Origin of the sequence: Amycolatopsis sp. ATCC 39116 (assembly GCF_000231075.2) — a bacterium.
GTDB classification, from domain to species: domain Bacteria; phylum Actinomycetota; class Actinomycetes; order Mycobacteriales; family Pseudonocardiaceae; genus Amycolatopsis_E; species Amycolatopsis_E tucumanensis.
In genome coordinates this window covers 37861-57975 of record NZ_AFWY03000022.1, presented here as the reverse complement: position 1 = coordinate 57975, position 20115 = coordinate 37861, and the positions used below count along the sequence as shown (strand labels likewise).

General features: G+C 72.8%; 17 protein-coding genes. 12 read left to right on the top strand and 5 right to left on the bottom strand.

The features are described 5' to 3' along the window. The first annotated feature begins 207 nt into the window (after positions 1–207). From AMY39116_RS0322275 to AMY39116_RS0322260, 4 genes are read left to right on the top strand one after another with little or no spacing between them, the layout of a single operon-like run. Entirely contained in the window at positions 208–1203 is a 996-nt protein-coding gene (locus tag AMY39116_RS0322275; protein ID WP_020419840.1) for an ABC transporter substrate-binding protein, read from the top strand. Positions 1204–1217: 14 nt separating this feature from the next. Then, positions 1218–2048 (top strand): ABC transporter ATP-binding protein, encoded by an 831-nt coding sequence (locus AMY39116_RS0322270; protein WP_020419839.1) that lies wholly within the window; start codon positions 1218–1220, stop codon positions 2046–2048. Between the two features lie 4 nt (positions 2049–2052). Further along, entirely contained in the window at positions 2053–2850 is a 798-nt protein-coding gene (locus tag AMY39116_RS0322265; RefSeq protein ID WP_020419838.1) for an ABC transporter permease, read from the top strand. Continuing rightward, on the top strand, positions 2843–3772 hold the full coding sequence (locus AMY39116_RS0322260) for a PDR/VanB family oxidoreductase (protein WP_020419837.1): 930 nt from the start codon (positions 2843–2845) through the stop codon (positions 3770–3772). Before AMY39116_RS0322265 ends, AMY39116_RS0322260 begins: the two co-directional genes overlap by 8 nt. On the opposite strand, the gene AMY39116_RS0322255 is transcribed toward AMY39116_RS0322260, so the two are convergent. Both AMY39116_RS0322255 and AMY39116_RS0322250 read right to left on the bottom strand, forming a co-directional pair. Next, a complete protein-coding gene (locus AMY39116_RS0322255) occupies positions 3734–3979 on the bottom strand; it encodes a helix-turn-helix transcriptional regulator (protein WP_020419836.1) in 246 nt (81 codons plus the stop codon). The two genes, AMY39116_RS0322260 and AMY39116_RS0322255, sit on opposite strands and share 39 nt — an antisense overlap. After that, positions 3980–4459, bottom strand: a complete 480-nt coding sequence (locus AMY39116_RS0322250) for a DUF2975 domain-containing protein (protein ID WP_020419835.1) — start codon at positions 4457–4459, stop codon at positions 3980–3982. A gap of 154 nt (positions 4460–4613) precedes the next feature. Between AMY39116_RS0322250 and AMY39116_RS0322245 the strand changes: the two genes are divergently transcribed. Genes AMY39116_RS0322245 through AMY39116_RS0322225 form a run of 5 tightly spaced genes read left to right on the top strand, consistent with a single transcriptional unit; the run spans position 4614 to position 10028 of the window. Next, positions 4614–5975 (top strand): GntP family permease, encoded by a 1362-nt coding sequence (locus tag AMY39116_RS0322245; RefSeq protein WP_020419834.1) that lies wholly within the window; start codon positions 4614–4616, stop codon positions 5973–5975. 16 nt (positions 5976–5991) lie between these two features. Then, positions 5992–7197 (top strand): CaiB/BaiF CoA-transferase family protein, encoded by a 1206-nt coding sequence (locus AMY39116_RS0322240; protein WP_020419833.1) that lies wholly within the window; start codon positions 5992–5994, stop codon positions 7195–7197. Then, positions 7190–8110, top strand: coding sequence for a hydroxymethylglutaryl-CoA lyase (locus tag AMY39116_RS0322235; protein WP_020419832.1), 921 nt, complete (start codon positions 7190–7192; stop codon positions 8108–8110). The genes AMY39116_RS0322240 and AMY39116_RS0322235 overlap by 8 nt, the downstream gene beginning before the upstream one ends. Beyond that, complete coding sequence (locus tag AMY39116_RS0322230) at positions 8107–9045, top strand: D-glycerate dehydrogenase (protein WP_020419831.1); 939 nt, start codon at positions 8107–8109, stop codon at positions 9043–9045. Before AMY39116_RS0322235 ends, AMY39116_RS0322230 begins: the two co-directional genes overlap by 4 nt. Continuing rightward, positions 9042–10028, top strand: a complete 987-nt coding sequence (locus AMY39116_RS0322225) for a glycerate kinase (protein ID WP_020419830.1) — start codon at positions 9042–9044, stop codon at positions 10026–10028. Before AMY39116_RS0322230 ends, AMY39116_RS0322225 begins: the two co-directional genes overlap by 4 nt. Here the strand turns inward: AMY39116_RS0322225 and AMY39116_RS0322220 are convergent. Together AMY39116_RS0322220 and AMY39116_RS43410 are read right to left on the bottom strand one after the other, a co-directional pair. After that, on the bottom strand, positions 9994–10788 hold the full coding sequence (locus AMY39116_RS0322220) for an IclR family transcriptional regulator (RefSeq protein ID WP_020419829.1): 795 nt from the start codon (positions 10786–10788) through the stop codon (positions 9994–9996). The two genes, AMY39116_RS0322225 and AMY39116_RS0322220, sit on opposite strands and share 35 nt — an antisense overlap. Before the next feature lie 23 nt (positions 10789–10811). Next, positions 10812–11933, bottom strand: a complete 1122-nt coding sequence (locus AMY39116_RS43410; RefSeq protein ID WP_039791697.1) for a PHB depolymerase family esterase — start codon at positions 11931–11933, stop codon at positions 10812–10814. Positions 11934–12107: 174 nt separating this feature from the next. Between AMY39116_RS43410 and AMY39116_RS43405 the strand changes: the two genes are divergently transcribed. The 3 genes from AMY39116_RS43405 (at position 12108) to AMY39116_RS0322200 (ending at position 19151) form a co-directional block, all read left to right on the top strand. Then, complete coding sequence (locus AMY39116_RS43405) at positions 12108–14330, top strand: protein kinase (RefSeq protein WP_051123581.1); 2223 nt, start codon at positions 12108–12110, stop codon at positions 14328–14330. Between the two features lie 79 nt (positions 14331–14409). After that, on the top strand, positions 14410–14781 hold the full coding sequence (locus tag AMY39116_RS0322205; RefSeq protein ID WP_235716192.1) for a hypothetical protein: 372 nt from the start codon (positions 14410–14412) through the stop codon (positions 14779–14781). After that, positions 14778–19151 (top strand): AAA family ATPase, encoded by a 4374-nt coding sequence (locus tag AMY39116_RS0322200; RefSeq protein ID WP_020419827.1) that lies wholly within the window; start codon positions 14778–14780, stop codon positions 19149–19151. Before AMY39116_RS0322205 ends, AMY39116_RS0322200 begins: the two co-directional genes overlap by 4 nt. Here the strand turns inward: AMY39116_RS0322200 and AMY39116_RS0322195 are convergent. Then, entirely contained in the window at positions 19090–20100 is a 1011-nt protein-coding gene (locus AMY39116_RS0322195; RefSeq protein WP_020419826.1) for a YafY family protein, read from the bottom strand. The two genes, AMY39116_RS0322200 and AMY39116_RS0322195, sit on opposite strands and share 62 nt — an antisense overlap. Positions 20101–20115: the final 15 nt, after the last annotated feature.

Here is a 20115-nt window from a genome sequence, read left to right as displayed (position 1 = left end):
GTGAGCCTGACCGGCAGGGCCGGCGACGACGGCGGGAAACCGGGGACCTTGACGGGGGCGATCGAATCGGGTCAACCTCTTCCCCAGCCGGTCACAGGGCGGTGGCCGGCAGGAGGAACGAGGAGAACCATCGTGTCCACTCCATCGCCGAGTCCATCGTTGCCCCGTCGGGCATTCCTGAGGCGTTCCGCGCTGACCGCGGCGGCCGTGGCCGCCGGACCGGCCGTGTTGTCCGCGTGCGGCGCCGGCCCGGCGGCAGGCGGGGGCGGCAGCGGAACGGCGACCTTCCTGAGCATCCTGCCGCTGGAAACCCTGTCCATGTCCCCGGAGCTGCTCGCCGTCGCCGGTGGCCACTTCGCGCGGCACGGGCTGGACGTCACGCTGCAGGAGGTCAAGGGGTCGCCCCAGGCCACGCAGACCCTGATCGCCGGTGTCGGCGTGGTCGCGCGGCTCGGGCAGATCGACCTGATGACCGCGGTCGCCGAATCGAACCAGCCGCTGGTGAACATCGGCACGCTGTGCCGTGGTTCCGCGGTGCGCGTCGTCTACAGCAAGCAGGCCCCGCTGGAAAAACCGCAGGACTTCGTCGGCAAGACGATCGGGGTCAGCTCCGAGGGCGGCACGAGCAGCAAGATCGTGTCGCTGGTGCTGGCCAACTCCGGTCTGGACCCGAAGAGCACGCCGCGCCAGGTCACCGGGCTCACCCCGGGCACGTTCAACCTGGTGCAGCAGGGCCGGATCGCCGGGTACGTGGTCAGCATCGACACCGCGAACATCGTGCAGTCCCAGCACGCGGACGCGGGCGTGTTCGACCCGGGCACCGTGGTGAAGTCCGACTCGCAGATCTACGTGACGACCGCCGACGTGATCGCCAAGCACCCGGACACGTTGCGGGCGTTCATGGCCGGGATCCGCGACGCCGTCGCGGAGTACGTCAACGACCAGGACTTCGCGAGGACGATCGGGACGCTGCGCGGCAAGTACTCCTTCGCCACGCTCGACGACGACGCGATCGCGCGCAAGAGCCTCGGCATGATGCGCGACCTGTGGACGGGCAAGGACCCGTCACGGCCCCTGCTGGTCACCGACCCGGCCGCGTGGACCGCCGGCTACGACGAGCTGACCAGGGCGGGCCAGGCCAAGCCCGGCGGCGACGCCGCGAAGTGGTTCGACAACAGCTTCCTGCCGGCCACCACCACCTGATCGCGAGGAGACGCATGTCCGCGCACCACGCCGAGACCCTCACCGCGGCCCCGCGGCAGGCCGCACCGCCGAAGCTGGAACTCGCCGGTGTCGGCAAGGAGTTCCGGTCCAAACGCGCCACCACCCGCGCCCTGCACGACATCACGCTGACCATCAGCGACGGCGAGTTCGTGTCCGTGATCGGCCGGTCCGGCTGCGGCAAGACGACCCTCCTGCGCACGCTCGCCGGGCTGCAGAGCCCGTCCGAGGGGCGGATCCTCGTCGAGGGCCGGTCGCTGTGGAACGGGTCCAGAGTGGACTCCTCCGTGGTGTCCGAGCTCGGTGTGGTCTTCCAGGATGCCAACCTGTTCCCGTGGTACTCGGTCGCGGACAACATCGCGCTGCCGCTGAAACTGCGTGGCGCGGGCAGGCGTGAACGCCGCGAACGGGCCTACGAACTGGCCAAGCTGGTGGGGCTGGCCGGGTTCGAGAAGTCCTACCCCCGCGAGCTGTCCGGCGGGATGCGGCAGCGCGTGGCGATCGCGCGGGCGCTGTCCACCCGGCCGAAGCTGCTGCTGATGGACGAGCCGTTCGGCGCGCTGGACGCGCTGACGCGGGAGCGGATGAACGCCGAGTTGCAACGGATCGCGCTCGCCACCAAGGCGACCGTCGTGTTCGTCACCCACGACATCACCGAGGCGGTGTTCCTCGGCGACCGGGTGGTGCAGCTGAGCCCGCGGCCCGGCCGCATCAGCGAGATCCGCGCGGTGGACTTCCCCAAGCCGCGGGACTTCGACGTCCAGACCGAGCCGGAGTTCGGCAGGGTCGTGCGCGAACTGCGGCACGCCCTCGACAGGCAGGAGTGACCCGGTGAACAGGGAACGGTTCGGCAGGTGGCTGCCGTGGGTGAGCACGCCGCTCATCCTGGTCGTGTTCTTCCTGCTGTGGGACGTGTTCGTGCGCGTCAACGGCATGTCGGAGCTGGTGCTGCCGCGGCCGGGCACCGTGTTCGCGAGCCTCGGCGAGCTGGTCACCACCGGCGACACCTGGTACCACGCGCGGGTCACCGCGATCGAGACGATCAGCGGGTTCGCGATCGCGCTCGTCGCCGGCGTCGCGGCCGGCGTGGTGCTGGGCAAGGTCCGGTGGATGGAGCGCAGCCTGCGGCCGCTGATCGTGGCCTCGCAGGTGGTGCCGAAGGTGGCGCTGATCCCGCTGTTCGTGATCTGGTTCGGCTTCGGCATCACCTCGAAGGTGATCATGGCCGCGATGCTGGCGTTCTTCCCGATCATGCTCAACGTGCAGCTGGGCGTCCGCTCGGTCGAGGCGGGGCAGCGGGACGTGATGCGCAGCCTCAACGCGAACCGGTGGCAGACGTTCAACCACCTGGAGTTCAAGAGCACGCTGCCGTACGTGTTCGCCGGCATGGAGGTCGGGATCGTGCTGGCCATCATCGGCACGATCGTGGGGGAGTACCTGGGCGGCAGCGAGGGGCTGGGCTACCTGGTGGTGCGCACCCTCAACGCGCTCGACGCGCCCGCGTTGTTCGCGGTGATCATCCTGTTGTCGGTGCTCGGGTTGCTGCTCTACTTCGTGGTCAACGGCCTGAAGCGGTTCTTCATCCCGTGGCACGAGTCGGTCTACAGCATGCAGGAGACCAATGCCTGAGCCGGTGTTCGAGGCGGACGCCGAGGTCGTGGCCCGCCGGGTGGAGTCCGACCGGGTGGTGTCGCTGGAGCTGGGCGGCGTGAATCTGCCCGCGTGGGAACCGGGCGCGCACATCGACGTCGTGCTGCCCGGCGGCCTGGTGCGGCAGTACTCGCTGTGCGGTGAGGACGGCCGCTGGCGCATCGCGGTGCTGCGCGAGCCGGACGGCCGCGGCGGGTCGGCGTGGATCCACGACCACGCACACCCGGGCACGAGCCTGCGGATCCGCGGGCCACGCAACAACTTCCCGCTGCTGGCCGCGCCGCGGTACCTGTTTGTCGCGGGCGGGGTCGGCATCACGCCGATCCTGCCGATGGTGGCCGCGGCGGAGGCGGCGGGCGCCGACTGGACGCTGCACTACGGGGGCCGCAGCCGGGCCTCGATGGCGTTCGTCAAGGACCTGGAGTCCTACGGCTCGCGCGTCGTGGTGACGCCCGAGGACGAGGCGGGGATGCTCGACCTGGACGCGATCCTCGCCCCGCCACGGGAGTCCACAGTGGTCTACTGCTGCGGTCCGGCCGGGCTGATCGACGCGGTCGAGACCCGGTGCCAGGCCTGGCCGCCCGGTTCGCTGCACGTCGAACGGTTCACCGCGGTCGAGCACGGCGGCGAGGCCCGCGAGTTCGAGGTCGAGCTGCGCGCCAGCGGGATGGCGGTCACCGTGCCCGCGGAGCTGTCGATCCTGGAAGCGGTGGAGAACGCCGGAGTGCGGGTGATCTCCTCGTGCACCGAGGGGATCTGCGGGTCCTGCGAGACGACCGTGCTGGACGGCGAGATCGACCACCGCGACTCGGTCCTCGACGACGACGAGCGCGCGGCCGGTGACGTGATGATGATCTGCGTGTCACGGGCGAAGGGCCCCCGTCTGGTCCTCGACCTCTGACTCGTCGGGCACCCATTCCAGCAGGTCGCCGGGCTGGCAGCCGAGCACCCGGCACATCGCCTCCAGTGTGGAGAAGCGCACCGCCTTCGCCCGGCCGTTCTTCAGCACCGCGACGTTGGCCGGGGTGATCCCGACACGCTCGGCGAACTCGCCGACGCTCATCTTGCGCTTGGCGAGCTGGACGTCGATGCGCACGACGATCGGCACTCAGATCACCGCTTCCATGTCGGTGCGCAGCGTGGTGGCCTGGCGCAGCAGGGCACGCATCACGACCATCAGCAGGCCCACCACGGCGACCCCGACCACCAGCAGGAACAGCACGAGCGGGAGGCCGGGGTCGTCGGCGTTGACGCCGACGTAGAGGAACACCGCGACGAGCACGGCCCACCCGGCGGCGATCGCCCCGACGATCACGTTCACCCAGCGCATCGAGGCTTCGCTGAAGATGCGGTCCTTGCGGACCATGGTGAGCAGCTGCCACATCGCGACGATCACGACCTGGACGCACAGCACCCAGAACACGGTGATCGCGGTGGCCGGCCACCTGAGGTAGGCCATTTCGGGGTCTTCCCGTGCCATGTGGGCGAACTGCCCCGGCAGGGACATCACCTGGAACAGCACCAGGATCCCGAACAACGCGACGAGGAAGATCCGGAGGAGGGGGACGACCCAGCGTTCGGCGAGCATGCGCCGAGTATCGCGCGGTATCTATCGAAAATCAATGCATTCCTGTCGTTTCGCGCCTGTCACGCATGATCGGCACCCACTGTTGACTCACATTGTGGGTCTGTGCTCATAATGTGGCGACAGTGCAACGAGGCACGAGCGACAGGACAACCGCATGTCAGACACCGCAATACTGATCAACACCGGGGTCACGGTCGCGGCCATCGTGGTGTTGATCGTCCGCTTCCGGCTCAACCCGGTGATCGCGCTGGTGCTCGGCTCCTGCTACCTGGGGCTGTCCACCGGTCTCGGCGTGAGCAAGACGGTCGAGGAGATCACCACCGGCTTCGGCGACGTGATGGCCGAGATCGGCCTGCTCATCGCGTTCGGCGTGCTCATCGGCGCGATCCTGCGGGATCTGCGGGCCATCGAACGCCTGGTGGACAAGCTGCTCAAGGTGTTCGGCGAACGCCGGATCCCCTACGCGATGGCGCTCACCATTGCCACCGTGTTGCAGTCGATCTTCCTGGACGTGCTGCTGGTGATCTCCGGGCCGCTGGCCAGGGGGATCGGCAAGCGGCTCGGGCCACGCGGCGTCGCGCGGATGGCGACGGCGCTGGCGATCGCGCTGGAGTGCGGCATCGTGTTCACCGTGCCCGGCGTCGGCGCGCTGGCACTGGCCGGGCTGCTGCACGTGCCGCTGGGCAAGTACCTGCTCTTCGGGCTCGTCGTGGTCATCCCGACGGTGACCATCGCGATCGCGATCATGTCGGTGCTGTTCGCCCGCGGCTGGTGGGACCCGGCCAAGGACGAGATGGCCGACGAGATCGTCGCCCCGGAAGCGCGGCCGCAGGGCGGTCCGGGCACCGTGGCCGCGGCCGACCTGCGCAAGCCGCCCGCCCTGCCGGTGGTGTTCAGCCCGCTGCTGGGCGCGCTGGTGCTGATCGCGACGGGCGCGGTGGCCGAGATGCTGGAGTGGTCCAACCCGGTGGTGGCGTTCCTGTCCAGCCCGGTGGTCGCCCTGCTGCTCGGCCTGGTCGGCACCTGCCTGATCGGCCGGCGGTACATGGGGCAGCCCGCGGTGGAATCGGCGCTCGGTTCGGGCCTGCGGGACAGCGGGCAGATCCTGCTGCTCAACGGCGTCGGCGGGTGTCTCGCGGCGGTGCTGGCCGCGGCCGGGCTCGGCGACATCCTCGGCAAGTACTTCTCCGCCAACACCTGGGCGCCGCTGCTGCTGGTGTGGCTGATGGCCGCGGTGCTGCACATCGCGGTCGGGTCGGTGACGATCTCCGCGATCACCTCGGCGGGCCTGCTCGCCCCGATCGCGCCGTCGCTGGGCCTGGACCCGGTGCTGATCGCGTTGTCCGCGGGCGCCGGATCGCTGTTCATGGTCCACCTGACCAGCAACACCTTCTGGCTGCTGCAGTCGCTGCTCGGCCAGACCACGCGTGGCGCGCTGAAGACCGTCTCGGTGGGCGTCTCGGTCGCCTCCGTGGTGGCGCTCGGCCCGATCCTCGCGCTCAACCTCGTCCTCTGAGAACGGGAAGGAACAGATGGACACCGAACACGCACACCTGCCGCTGCGCGGCGTCCGCGTGCTGGAGCTCGGCAACTACATCGCCGGGCCCACCGCCGCGCGGCTGCTCGCCGACCTGGGCGCCGAGGTGATCAAGGTCGAGCGCCCCGGCCGCGGAGACGAGCTGCGCAACTGGCGGCTCTACGCGGGCACGGTGTCCATGCTGTTCCACACCGTCAACCGCAACAAGAAGTCCATCGCGGTCGACCTGCGCACCGGCGAGGGGCGGGACATCGTGCTCGACCTCGTCCGGCGCTGCGACGTGGTGATCGAGAACTTCCGGCCCGGCACGCTGGAGAAGTGGGGGCTGGGGCCGGCGGAGCTGGAACGCGCCAACCCGGACGTGGTGCTCGCGCGGATCTCGGCGTTCGGGCAGACCGGACCGCTGGCCGACCGGCCCGGGTTCGCCGCGGTGGCCGAGGCGATGGGCGGGATGCGCAACCTGGTGGGTGAGGCCGACCGGCCGCCGTCCCGGGTCGGCGTGTCCATCGGGGACTCGATCGCCGGGCTGTACGCCGCGTTCGGTGTGATGGTCGAGCTGTACGAGCGGGCCGTGGTGCCCCGGCGGCGGCCGCTGCGGGAACGGGTGGTCGACGTGGCGTTGCACGAGGCCGTGTTCTCGATGATGGAGTCGCTGGTGCCGGACCACCTCGCCTACGGCGTCGAGCGGCGGCGCGTGGGCGGGCGGATGGAGGGCATCGCGCCCAGCAACGCCTACGAGTGCGGCGACGGCGCGAGCGTGGTGATCGCGGGCAACGGCGACTCGATCTTCCGCCGGTACATGCTCGCGATCGGCCGCCCGGACCTGGCCGACGACCCGGGGCTGGCGGACAACGCGGGCCGCTGGGCGCGACGTGACGAACTGGACGAGGCGATCGGCGAGTGGACGCGTGGCCTGGACCGCGACGAGGTGCTGAAGATTCTCGACGAGGCCGGGGTGCCGGCCGGGCCGATCTACACGGCGGCCGACATCTGCGCCGACGAGCAGTACCGGGCGCGGGCGATGATCCAGCCGCTGCCGGTCGATCCCGGCACCGGAGAGGAGGTGCCGATCGGGTTCCCCGGGGTGGTCCCGGTGATCGGCACCGAGTCGCTGCCCCTGCGCACCCCCGGGCCGCGGCTCGGCGAGCACACCGACGAAATCCTGAACCTGCTCGGCCGGAAGGACGCCGGAAATGACTGACCTGCGGGACGTGACGTTGCGGGACGGCCTGCAGCTCACCGGGAAACCATTGCCCACGGCGCGCAAGGTCGCGGTGGTCCGGGAACTCCTGGCCGCCGGGGTGCCGAGCGTCGAGATCGGCTCGATGGCGCGGCCGGACCTGGTGCCGTCGCTGGCCGACACGCTCGACGTGATCCGCGCGCTGGACCCGGACGAGCTGGCGCGCTGCTGGGTGTGGGTCGCCACGCCCCGGCACGTCGAGCGCGCGGCGGAGGCCGGGGCGGTCAACTTCCAGTACTGCCTGTCCGCCTCCGACGCGCACAACCGCGCCAACATCGGCCGCTCCACAGAGGACAGTCTGGCGGCGATGCCGCGGGCGGTGGCTGCGGCGTCGGGTGGCCGTGTCCAGCTGTGCATCGCCACCTCGTTCACCTGCCCCTTCGAGGGAGCGGTGCCGGAGGAGCGGGTGCTGGCGATCGCGCGGGACCCGCGCGCCGAGGGCGCCGGGGACATCGTGCTGTGCGACACCCTCGGGCAGGCCGTGCCGGCGCAGGTGACCAACCTGGTCGCGCGGGTGGCCGCCGAGACGCCGCCGCGCCGCATCGTCTACCACGGGCACGACACGTGGGGCCTGGGGGTGGCGAACACCCTGGCCGCCATCGCGGCCGGAGCGTCCGAAGTGGATGGTGCGCTCGGCGGGCTCGGCGGGTGCCCGTTCGCCCCCGGCGCCAGCGGCAACGCGTCCACCGAGGACCTGCTGTTCGCGCTGCGGCCGTCGTGGCTCACGCCGTCGTCCTTCGCGCGGATCGTGCGGTTGTCCGGTGCGCTGCTGGACGAGCTCGGCGAACCCAACCGGTCGCGCGCGGCGCAGGGCGCCCGCACCAGCGCGACGGCCTTCCCGTGGGCGCTCGGCGAAGAGGTGAGCTGCCGGTGAGGTTCTTCGTCACCACGCCGCTGCCGGAACCCGGGATGACGCTGCTGCGCGAGGCCGGCACGGTGGTGGTGCCGGAACGGTCACCGGACCTGGGCGAGGTGTGCGCGTCGGGGGAGTACGACGTGGTCGTCGCGCAGCTGACCGACGTGTTCGACGCCGACGTGCTGGCGGGGGCCCGGTTGCGCGGCATCTCCAACTACGCGGTCGGCTACGACAACATCGACGTGGCCGCCGCGACCCGGCGCGGCATCCGGGTGTGCAACACGCCGAGCGTGCTCACCGACGCGACCGCCGACGTGGCCATGCTGCTGATCCTCGCGACCGCGCGGCGGTGCGTGGAGGCCGATGCGTTCGTGCGCGCCGGGCGGTTCACCGGGTGGGAGCCGTCGCTGCTGCTGGGTGGGGACGTCAGCGGCGCGTCGCTGGGGCTGGCCGGGTTCGGCCGCATCGCGCGCGCGGTGGCGCGGCGGGCGCTCGCGTTCGGGATGACGGTGCGCTGCACCAGCCGACGGCCCGTCGACGAGCCTGGTGTCGAGCGGGTGGACTGGGACGAACTGGTCGAGCGATCGGATTTCCTGTCGCTGCACGTGCCGCTGACCGCGGAGACCCGGCACCTGGTGGACGCTTCCGTGCTGCGGCGGATGAAGCGCTCGGCGATCCTGATCAACAGCGCACGCGGCTCGATCGTGGACGAGCGTGCGCTGGTGGAGGCGTTGCGGAGCGGGGAGATCGCGGGCGCCGGGCTGGACGTCTACGAGGACGAGCCCCGGCTGGCGCCCGGCCTGGCCGACCTGCCGAACACGACGCTGCTGCCGCACGTGGGCAGCGCGACGCGCTCGGTGCGGGCGAAGATGGCGGAGTCATGCGCCCGCAACGCGATCGCACTCGCCGCGGGGGACGCGGTGCGGGCCGTGAACCCGGAGGCCGCCGCGTGAGGGTGGTGGTCGCGCCGGACAGTTTCAAGGGCACCTACAGCGCGGGAGAGGTGGCGTCGGCGATCGCGGCCGGCCTCGTGTCGGCCGGTGCCGAGGCGGTGCCCCTGCCGGTGGCCGACGGCGGCGAGGGCACCGTGGACGTCCTCAGTGGACCGCTGGGTCTGTCCGCGCGTGCTGCCGCGTCCCGCAACCCCTGGGGCGCCGAGTGTCCCGGCTCGATCGCGCTCAGCCGCGACGGCGCCGCCTTCGTGGAGCTGGCGTCGGTGTGCGGAATCACGACCCCGCACGACGGGGTGCGGGACCCCGTCAGCGCGTCGACCTACGGCGTCGGGATGCTGATGGTCGCCGCGGCCCGTGCCGGTGCGCGGGAGGTCGTCGTCGCGGCGGGCGGGTCGGCCACCAGCGACGGCGGCGCGGGCGCGCTGCGGGCCATTCGAGCGGGCGGCGGGCTTCCGGTGCCGGTCACGGTGCTGACCGACGTGACCACGCCCTACCGCGACGCCGCGCGGGTGTTCGGCCCGCAGAAGGGCGCGGACCCCGCGCAGGTCGAGGTGCTGACATCCCGGTTGCGCGCGGTGGCGTCGGCCCTGCCGCGGGACCCGTGGGACGTGCCGGGAACGGGCGCCGCCGGTGGTTTCGCGGGCGCGATGTGGGCGTTCGGCGCGTCACTCGTGCCGGGCGCCGGATACGTGCTCGACGCGCTGAACTTCGACGCGCAGGTGGCGTCCGCGCAGGCGGTCGTGGTGGGGGAGGGGCGGCTGGACGGGCAGAGCACGCAGGGCAAGATCGTGTCCGCGGTGCTCGCCCGCAGCCCCGGCGTGAACCGCTTCGCGGTGGTCGGGTCCCTGGGCTTCGGCGCCGAAACGATCCGCGACGAGTTCACCGGCGTGCTGGTGGCGAGCACCCCGGAGGAGATGCGCGCCGCGGGGCGGGTGATCGCCGGGCGGCTCAGGCCGGGTAGCGGCCGCCCAGGGCGCGCGTGATCCGTTCGGCGTGCTCGACCAGCACGTCGACCCACTCGAGGCACTTCTCGTACGGCATGCGCATCGTCGGGCCGCTCACCATCACCGCGCCCACCAGGTCCGCCGCCGAGTCGAACACCGGAGCCGCCAGGCCCGAGGCGCCGTCGACGCGCTCGCCGACCGTGATGGCGTACCCGTCGGCCGCGGTCTGCTTGATCAGGCGCCGCAGCTCGTCCCGGTCGGTCACCGTGCTCTCGGTCAGCTGCGGCAGGTCCTCCCGCAGCACCTCGTCGGCCAGGCCGGGCGACCAGGCGAGCAGCACGCGCCCGGACGAGCCGACCGTGATCGGCGCGATCTTGCCGACCGACATCTCCCGCCGCAGCGCGTGCCGCGTCTCGGCGACCGCGATGCACACCCGGTGGCGCCCCTCGGCGCGGAAGAAGCACGCCGTCTCACCGGTGGCGTCCCGCAGGTCCTTCAGCACCGGGTTCACCACCGACAGCACGTCGAGGTCCTTGCCCGCCGCCGCGCCCCAGTACGCCATCCGCACCCCGAGCCGGAACCCGTCTCCGGCGCGGTCGAGGAAACCGTGCGCCACCAGGTTCGTCACCAGCCGCTGGACCGTCGACTGCGGCAGCCCTGTCTTGTGCTGCAGCTCCCGCAGCGTGAGCGACGGCTGGTGCAGCGTGAACGCGTCCAGGATGTCGACGATCTTGCCCAGCACGAGCAGCGGACGCTGACCGCCCTCACCGTCCGCCCTGCGCTCGTCCGCGGTGCTCATACCGAAAAGGTACGGCACGGGCCTCAGATCGGCGCGCAATCCGGCTTGTCGGTCCAGTTCGCGCCGCACAGGTACAGCGTGATGGGTGCGGTGTAGCCGTAGCGCGCGCCGAGCGCGTTGTACTCGGTGACGTCCACCCGTCCGGCCACGTAGTGGTCGGTGGCGGTGCCGACGGCGGTGTCGCTGTACGTCGGCGTGCCCGGGCCGGAGCTGTCGTCGGCGATGCCCCAGAAGCGGCCCATGTAGTAGGCCGCGCAGATGTTCACGTCGAGCAGGTACGCGCCGGCGGCGCCGCACTGCGTGGTCCCGGTGCCCGGGTCGACGGGCTGGCCGTGCCCCATTCCGCTGATCTCGTAGTACTCGACCTTGCCGCCGTAGACCCGGTGCCGCTGGCCGGCGACGGTGTCGGTCACGTCCGGCGTCTGGTCGGTGCCCGCCACGTTGGTCCACTGCTCGACCAGCTCGGTGGCGTTGCGCGGGGCGACGGTCGTGTCCGCGGTGCCGTGCCAGATCGACACCAGCGGGTGGGCGCCGGTGTGGTCGGCGGCGGCGCGCACCTTGTCGCCCCACTGGGCGGGGGTCAGGTCGGTGCCCGGGTTCATGCAGCTGAAGGCGGTGACGGTGGAGGTCGCGCAGCCGTAGGGCAGCCCGGCGACGATCCCGCCGCCTGCGAACACGTCCGGGTAGGCGGCGAGCATGACCGCGCTCATCGCGCCACCCGCGGACAGCCCGGTGACGTACGCCGACGACGAGCCGAGGTCGGCTTTGGTGCGGTCGACCATCTGCTTGACCGACAGCGCCTCACCCGAGCCGCGGCGGGTGTCGGCGGGCTCGAACCAGTTGAAGCAGCTGTTGGCGTTGTTGGCGGAGCTCTGCTGCGGGAACACCACCGCGACGCGCCACTGGTCGGCCAGCTTCATCCAGCCGGTGCCGGAGGCGTAGCCGGTGGCGTTCTGGGTGCAGCCGTGCAGCGCCACCACGACCGGGCGGCCGGCGGGCAGGCCGTCCGGGGCGTAGCGGAACATGCGCAGGTTGCCCGGGTTGGAGCCGAAGCCGGTCACCTCCTGCAGGCTCGCGGCCTGCGCCGGTGGGGAGAAGCCCATCAGGGCCAGCACGATCGCGAGCAGGACGGCACGTCGGAACATCGGGACACCTCCACGTCGAGGCCGGAACCGGTGCCGCTGATGGTAAGAACCGGTCAGCGCGCTGACCGCGTTGCCGGGCAACACAATCGCGAGGACGATCATGGTGGCGGTCACCATCGCGAATACCGCGGTTTCGGTGGCGCGACCGGGCCGTTCGTGCTCTGATACCGGATCATGGACCAGCGGTGGCGGGTGCCCGGCTACAGCGAGGTGGAGGTGCTCGGCGCCGGCGGTTTCGGCCAGGTCGTCCTGGCCAAGCACGAGGCCTCCGGGCAGCTCGTCGCGATCAAGTACCTGCACTCCGAATTCCTGAGCGACCCGGGGATCCTCGACGGGTTCCGCCGTGAGGCCCACCTGTTGCACGGTGTGCGCAGCCCGCACGTGGCGCGGCTGCACGAGTTCGTCGAACGCCCCGAGGGCGCGGCGCTGGTCATGGAGGCAGTGCCCGGGGTGTCGCTGCGGGTGCTGCTCAACGCCGAGAAGCTCCTGGCGCCGGAGTCGGCGCTGGCGATCCTGAAGGGCTCGCTGCTCGGGCTCGCGGCCGCGCACGCCGTCGGCGTCGTGCACCGCGACTACAAGCCGGGCAACGTGCTGGTGTCGCAGGCCGGGGAGTCCAAGCTCGTCGACTTCGGCCTGGCCACGCTGGACGGGCAGGCCGGGCTCGCCGCCGGGTCGCCCTCCTACATGGCGCCGGAGCAGTGGGCGGGCCTGCCGGGGATGCCCGCCACCGACGTCTACGCCGCCACCTGCGTGTTCTTCCAGTGCATCACCGGGCACAAGCCGTTCGAGGCCGACACGTCGGAGCGGTTGCGGGCCCTGCACCAGTCCGCGCCGGTGCCGCTCGCCACCGTGCCCGAGCCGCTGCGGGCGCTCATCGCGCGCGGCATGGCCAAGGACCCCGGGCACCGCCCGGTGACCGCGGACGCGTTCGTGGCCGAGCTCGAAGCCACCGCGCGGGCCGCCTACGGCCCGGACTGGGAGGAGCGCGGCTGGAAGCGGCTCGCGGCGCCGATCGCGGCCCTGACGGCGTTGACCCCGTTGGCATTGCTCGCTACCGCAGGCACGGCGGCCGCCCCGCTCGCCGCCGCCGCGCCTGCCGGCGCGGGGATCGCGGCGACCGGCATCGGGAAGGTCGTGGTGGGAGTCCTGGTGACCGCGGTGCTCGCCGTCGGCGGATTCCTGGTCTACCAGCAGTTCGGCGACCCGCCACCGCCGGTGCTGAGCGTCGCCATCGAGACCACGGCCGGCGCCGACACCGCGCTGCCGATCACCTACGACCTGCAGTACCCGCGGGTGACCGGGCACGCCGACCCGGCCGTCGAGGAGCGGATCAACGCGGCGCTGCGGGCGCCGGTCGACGAGCGCCTGCGGTCGGTGCGGGAACAGCTGTCCGATCCGGACATCGCCGCCGACGTCCGGGGCCGGGGCGAGACCGTGGGCGTGCGCACCACCGCGGTCGTCACCCTGCGCACCGACCGGCTGGTGTCCGTGCGCTTCGACCACGCGCTCGACTCGGACTTCCTGTCCCACGCCAGCTGGCGGTTCCCGGAGGGCGTCACCGTCGATCTCACCACCGGGCGGGTCCTCGGGCCGCGGGACGTCTTCCGCGACGACGTGCTGACCGCGCGGGGCATGGCCACGCTGACCGAACGGCTCACCGCGCATTCGGAGCAAGGGTTCTGCCGCCGGGTCAGCGTCAGCGGGGCCGGGGCGCCCGCGTCGATCGACACCGCGGACACTCCTGGCGGCGGCGACCACGTGCCCGCCGCCGACGTGGTGTTCACGAATTCCGGTGTGGACTTCCTGGTGCGGTACTACGACCTCGGGTGCGACACCGCCTCCGGGCAGGAGACGATCACGATCCCGTACGCGGAGATCACCGATCTGCTCCGGCCGGAGCTGCCGGCGATGCTCGGCCGGGGCGCCAGTGTTCCGCCGTCGTCCGCGCCGTCCACCCCGCCGGCCGACGACGGCGCCTACACCAACGCGCGGTTCGGTTTCACGGCGCTGGTGCCCGAGGGCTACCAGCGGCAGCCCTACAGCCCGCCGGGTGGCGACGGCATGGAGTTCACCGACCCGGCCCTCGGCGCGACGATGACGGTGTGGGGGGCCAACAACCCCGGCGGCCGCTCCACCGCGGACGTCTTGGCGGCAACGGCGGGCGACATCCGCGCCGAGGGCGGGCAGGTGACGGTCCAGCGTGTCGAAGGCGAGCTGTACACGATCTCCGGCTACCGCGGCGACGGCCGCATCTTCTACGAGCGCGGTTTCGTCGGACCCGGCTCGACGGCCACCCTGCGGTGGGTCTACCCGCGGGGGAACAAGGACGCGCTCGACGGGCCGGTGAGCCGCACGGTGAAGACCTTCCGGGCAGGCGACCTCAGCCGGCCGCACTGATCACCCTTGATCTTCTGGACAACCCGTCACGAAATCAGCACCATGGGTGCTTGATCGACGACTGGGGGTTGCCGTGGAAGTGACGCTGACCGTGGCGGCGGACCGCGCCGGGGACGAGGCGCGGTCCCTGCGGGAGTGGCTGCTGGGCCAGGAGGAGCTGCGCGGTCGCGTCCGTCTCGTGGACTCCCCGCCGGAGCCAGGGCGGCTCGGTTCCGTCGTGGAGACCCTGGCCGTAGCCCTCGGGCCGGGTGGCGTCGCGACCGCCACGGCGACCGTGCTGATCGCCTGGCTCCGCCGCCGCACGTCGGACGTGACGATCACCGTCAGAAAGCCGGACAGCGATTTCGAGCTCACCGCCACCAACGTGAAGGGCGTCGACGCCGGCGAACTCGCCGAACTCACCCGGCGGGTGTCGGCCGAGCTGGACGGCGGGGACGAGACCGCGGCATGAACCTGGGCTCGGCCGGAACCCGGGTCCTGCTCGTCGGCACCGGCACGCACGCCGAGGGGTCCCGGCTCCCGCCGGTCCCCGCCGTCGGAGCCACGCTCACCGCGCTGGAAAGCGCTTTCCGCGACCGCTGCGGAGTGCGGCCGGAGAGCCTGCCGGACCCGGTCCTGAATCCGGACCCCATCGAGTTCGGCAACGCCCTCACCAGGGCGGCGGCCGAGGCCGAGGACGTGTTCGTCCTCTACTACGTCGGCCACGGCCTGGTCAGCCCGGGCAACAAACTGCACCTGGCCACCCGCGAAACCGACGATCTGAGCACCGGCCTGGCGTTCAAGGCCCTGCCGTACTCCGCGGTCGAGGACGCCCTCACCCTATGCCGGGCCCGCACGATCGTCGTCGTCCTCGATTGCTGCTTCGCCGGCCGCGCGCACGGCTCGTTCGGCACGTCGGCGAGTGACGCGTTCGAACTGGCTTCGCTGGGCGGCGCCTACGTGCTGGCCTCCGCCGCGTCCGACGAGCAGGCGCTGGCGCCGGAGGGCGAGCGGCACACCGCGTTCAGCGGCGCGCTGCTGACCTTGCTGGAGGAGGGCGATCCCGCCGGGCTGCCGGACCTGACCGTGGAAGCCGCCTACCGGCACCTCCGGCGCGTCTTGCCGTCGCGGAACGTCCCGGCGCCGGTCCGCCACCTGAGCGGCCAGGCCGGGGACCTCGTCCTGGCCCCGAACCCCGCGGCCGCGCCGCCGCGGCTCTCGGTCCCGCGCACCGACCGGCAGCCGCAGGCCGACCAGCCCTGTCCGTACCGCGGACTGGACCCGTTCACCGCCGACGACGCCCGGTTCTTCTTCGGGCGTGAACAGCTCACCCGGGAACTGCTCGACGACCTGGCCGGGTGGTCCGCCGAACCCGGCCCGGTCGCCGTGGTCGGCCTGTCCGGCGCGGGGAAGTCCTCGCTGCTGCGCGCCGGCCTGCTGCCCGCCGTCGAGCGCGGCGCACTGCGCGTGCCCGGCTCGCGCACCTGGCCGCACATGCTGCTCACCCCGGGCGAGGACCCGCTGAGCAACCTCGCCGCCCGGCTGGCCGCACCGGCCGGCCTGCCCCCCGGGGCGATCCGCGCCGACCTCGCCGACGATCCGGCCCGGCTGGCCGATGTCCTGCGCCGCGCGCTGCGGCGGCAGGCCGGCGGACGGGACGTGCCCGGCGGGCGGCTGCTGCTCGTGGTCGACCAGTTCGAGGAACTGTTCACGACCTGCGCCGACGAGGACCAGCGGCGGGCGTTCGTCCGCGCGCTCACCGCGGCCGCCGAGGAGACGGCGCTGGTGGTGCTCGGCCTGCGGGCGGACTTCTACGCCCACTGCCTGGCCTACCCGGAGCTGGCGGGGGTGCTCAAGGACCGCCAGCTGCCGGTCCCGGCGATGACCTCCGCCCAGCTGCGTGACGCCATCGAAAAACCCGCCAAGGCGGCGGGCCTCGAGCTCGAACCCGGCCTGACCGACCTGCTGCTGCGCGATGTGCGGGCCGGGGGCGACTTCGGCGCGGGCACCTTGCCGTTGCTGTCGTACGCCCTGCTCCTGACCTGGCGTTCGCGGCACGGCCGGACGCTCACGCTCACCGGCTACCAGGCCACGGGCGGGGTGTGGGACGCCATCACCCGCCAGGCCGAGACCATCTACGACGGACTCGACGCCGACGGTCAGCGCGCCGCCCGGCTGATGCTGCTGCGGATGGTGAGCGTCGGCGAGGGCACCGAGGACACCCGGCGGCGGGTCCAGCTGTCCGAACTGGACTCCGGGACCGGAGCCGTGCGCGACCGGTTCGCGGCGGCACGGCTGGTCACCGTCGACGGCGACACCGCCCAGATCTCGCACGAGGCCCTGCTGCGCGCCTGGCGGCGCCTGCGGGAGTGGATCGACACCGACCGCGCCGGTCTCGTCATCCGCCAGCGGCTCGCCGAATCCGCCCGGCTGTGGGAAAGGGACGGCCGGGACGCGAGCGCGCTTTACCGCGGCAACCAGTTGCAGCTGGCGCGGGATTGGGCAGCCGACCACCCGGAACAGCTGGACGAGCTGAGCCGGCGGTTCCTCGACGTGAGCGTGCGTGCCGACCGGCGACGGCGGCAGGTTCGCGCCGTGGTGAGCGGTGCGCTGGTCGTCCTCCTCGTCGCCGCGCTGGTCGCGGCCCTGCTCGCGGTGCAGGGCCGCAACGAAGCCAGGGCCCAGCAGCGGACGGCGACGGCGCGCGCCCTGATCGACCGGGCGGAGAGCGCCCGCGACACCGCGCCGCAGCTCGCGCTCATGCTCGGCATCGCCGCCGACCGGCTCGACAGCACCGCCGACAGCACCGCGAGCCTGGTCACCGGTCTGCTGGACCCCTACGCGGGCACCTTGGAGGCGCACACCGCCCCGGTGTCGGCCGTGGTGTTCAGCGGCGACGGGCGCCGGCTCGCGACCAGCGGCATGGACAACCGCATCTTCCTGTGGGACACCGCCGATCCCGCGCGCCCGCTCGGCGAGATCACCGACACCACACCGTCGAACGGGTTCCTGTTCGGCCCGGACGGTCGCACGTTGTTCGTCGGTGAGATCACCGGCCGCGTCAGCGTGTGGGACGTCGCCGCCGCGCCGGTGCGGGTGGGGGAGGTCCCGGCCGGCGCCGGTTACATCACCGCGGCCGCGCTCGACCCCGGCGGTACGGTGTTCGCCACCGGCAGCGTCGACGGCACGGTGCGGCTGTGGGACGTCGCCGACCGCACCCGGCCGCGCCTGCTGACCACGCTCAGCGGCTACCCGGACCAGATCGGCGCGATGGCGTTCAGTCCGGACGGCGGCGTGCTGGCGGCGGGCGGCTACAACCCGGAGCAGCCAAAGGCCGCGGGCGTGGTCCTGTGGGACGTGCGGAACCCGGCCGCGCCGCGGGAGGCGGGCCGCCTCGCCGACCAGGACGGCGGGACCGGGGCGATGGCGTTCAGCCCGGACGGCCGGGTGCTGGCCGTGGGCGCCGCCGCGACGGTCGGGCTGTGGGACGTCGCCGATCCCGCCCGGCCGGGCCGGCTCGGCGACCTGACCGGCCAGGTCAGCCCGGTGCGGACCATCCGGTTCGAGGGGCCGCGGCGGGTCGCGGCGGCGGGCTACGACCACTCCTGGACCGCCTGGGACATCACCGATCCGGCCAAACCCGGCCCGTCGCGGAGCAGGCTCAGCGGCGGGCAGTCCAACTGGACCAACGCGGTCACCCTCAGCCCCGACGGCGAGATCCTCGCGGCGGCGAGCGCGGAGAACACCGTGCTGCTGTGGCGCCGGGACGCGGACGCCGGGATCGGCGCGCTCGACCACTACCTCAGCGTCCAGCAGGGCGCGGTGCGCGCGGTGCGGTTCAGCCCGGACGGCAGGCTCGCGGCGGTCGGCAGCGGGGACGGGACCGTGGGCCTGTGGGACGTGACCGACCGCGACCGGCCACGCGGGATCCGCCGTCTGTCCGGGCACGCGAACTGGGTCGACTCGGTCGCGTTCGCACCCGACAGCCGCACGGTCGCCAGCGGGGGAGAAGACGGCCTCGTGATCCTCTGGGACGTCAGTGATCCGGCGAACCCGCGGGAACGGGCCCGCGTCACCGAAGCGATGGCGCCGGCGTCCACAGTGGAGTTCGACCCGGGCGGGCGACTGCTCGCGGTCGGGACCGGGAACGGTTCGGTCAGCCTGTACGACGTCGCCGACCCCGATCACCCGGTCCGGGTCGCCGTCGTGCCGGCGCACCGGGCGCTGGTGTCGGCCGTGGCCTTCGGCGACCAGGGACGCGTCCTGGCCACCGGCAGCTACGACGGGACCGGCTCGCTCTGGGACGTGTCGGATCCGGCCGTGCCCCGCGAGCTGTCGAAGTTCACCGCGCACACCGGCCGGTGGTACGCGCTGGCGTTCGACCCCGCGGGCCGGACCCTCGCGACCGCGAGCGAGGACACCACCGTCATCCTGTGGGACGTCCGCGATCCGGCCGCGCCGCGGGTGCTGGGGTCCCCGCTGGCGCGGCACACCGGCCGGGTCCGGTCGATCGCGTTCAGCCCGGACGGCCGGATGCTCGCCACCGGCAGCGAGGACCAGAGCACCCGGGTCTGGGACGTCACCGACCCGACCCGGGCGGTGTCGATGGTCCGGCTCAGCAGCCAGCAGGCGATGATCATCGCGGTGGCGTTCAGCCCGGACGGGCGGACCCTGGCCACCGGCGACGCCGAGAACCGGGCATACCTGTGGGACACCGGGGAGGTCGTGGACATCCGCGAGCACGCGGTGGAGCAGGCGTGCCGGCGCGCCGGGCGAGGCCTCAACCCGGACGAGTGGCGGCAGCAGGTGCCGGACCTGCCGTACCAGCAGACCTGCCCGTGACCGCGTGCAAGCAGCGTTCGCCTTGCCGCCGCAGGGCTTCCGCGAGTTCGGGCGGGCCGTCGGCGAGCGTGAACGCCGCGTCGACGGAGGTGATCATCCACACCAGCGCGTGCAGGGTGTCCGCTCCGACGTGCAGCAGGCAGCTGGTGTCGTCGACCGGTTCGAGCGTGCCGGTTCCCGGCCAGATCCGGCCGGCCACGGCGGTCGCGGATTCGTGCAGCAGGACCGTCGCTCGGTACGGCCACATCCGCGACGACAACTGCCGCTCCAGGTACACGGCCACGTCCCCGCACGGCGGCTCCCGCGGCGTGAACCCGGCGCCGCCGGGGGACTTCGGCGTCAGGCGGTCCACGCGGAAGGTCCGCCAGTCGCCGCGGGCCGCGTCCCAGGCGATCACGTACCACCGCCGTCCCCAGCTGACCAGCGAGTGCGGCTCGACCTCGCGGCGGGACGCGGCGCCGGTGTGGTCGGCGTAGTCGAACCGGAGCCGCTCGTGACGCCGGCACGCCTCGGCGATCGCCACCAGCGTCGCGGCGGGCACCTGCGGCCCGGGGGCGAGCCCGGCCCGCACCGTCGCCTGCTGCAAGGTGCGCACCCGGTGCCGCAGCCGCGACGGCAGCACCTGCTCCAGTTTCGCGAGCGCCCGCACCGCGGTTTCCCCGATGCCCGCGACCGAGCCGCCGGCCGCCGTGCCGAGGCTGACCGCCACCGCCACGGCCTCCTCGTCGTCGAGGAGCAGCGGCGGCAGCGCGGCGCCCGCGCCGAGCCGGTACCCGGCGGAGCCCCGCGTCGCGTGCACCGGATAACCGAGGTCGCGCAAGCGGTCCACGTCCCGGCGCACGGTGCGCGTGCTGACCCCGAGGCGCGCGGCGAGTTCCGCGCCCGCCCAGTCGCGCCGGGTCTGCAGCAGGGACAGCAACTCGAGCAGCCGCGCCGAAGTCTTCAACACCCGGCCAGTGTGGCG

Excerpts from the sequence above, each read along its gene's own strand:
- AMY39116_RS0322245 (WP_020419834.1), top strand. The coding sequence starts at position 4,614 with ATGTCAGACACCGCAATACTGATCAACACCGGGGTCACGGTCGCGGCC.
- AMY39116_RS0322270 (WP_020419839.1), top strand. The coding sequence starts at position 1,218 with ATGTCCGCGCACCACGCCGAGACCCTCACCGCGGCCCCGCGGCAGGCC.
- AMY39116_RS0322260 (WP_020419837.1), top strand. The coding sequence starts at position 2,843 with ATGCCTGAGCCGGTGTTCGAGGCGGACGCCGAGGTCGTGGCCCGCCGG.
- AMY39116_RS43410 (WP_039791697.1), bottom strand. The coding sequence starts at position 11,933 with ATGTTCCGACGTGCCGTCCTGCTCGCGATCGTGCTGGCCCTGATGGGC.
- AMY39116_RS0322220 (WP_020419829.1), bottom strand. The coding sequence starts at position 10,788 with ATGAGCACCGCGGACGAGCGCAGGGCGGACGGTGAGGGCGGTCAGCGT.
- AMY39116_RS0322200 (WP_020419827.1), top strand. The coding sequence starts at position 14,778 with ATGAACCTGGGCTCGGCCGGAACCCGGGTCCTGCTCGTCGGCACCGGC.
- AMY39116_RS0322250 (WP_020419835.1), bottom strand. The coding sequence starts at position 4,459 with ATGCTCGCCGAACGCTGGGTCGTCCCCCTCCTCCGGATCTTCCTCGTC.
- AMY39116_RS43405 (WP_051123581.1), top strand. The coding sequence starts at position 12,108 with ATGGACCAGCGGTGGCGGGTGCCCGGCTACAGCGAGGTGGAGGTGCTC.
- AMY39116_RS0322235 (WP_020419832.1), top strand. The coding sequence starts at position 7,190 with ATGACTGACCTGCGGGACGTGACGTTGCGGGACGGCCTGCAGCTCACC.
- AMY39116_RS0322240 (WP_020419833.1), top strand. The coding sequence starts at position 5,992 with ATGGACACCGAACACGCACACCTGCCGCTGCGCGGCGTCCGCGTGCTG.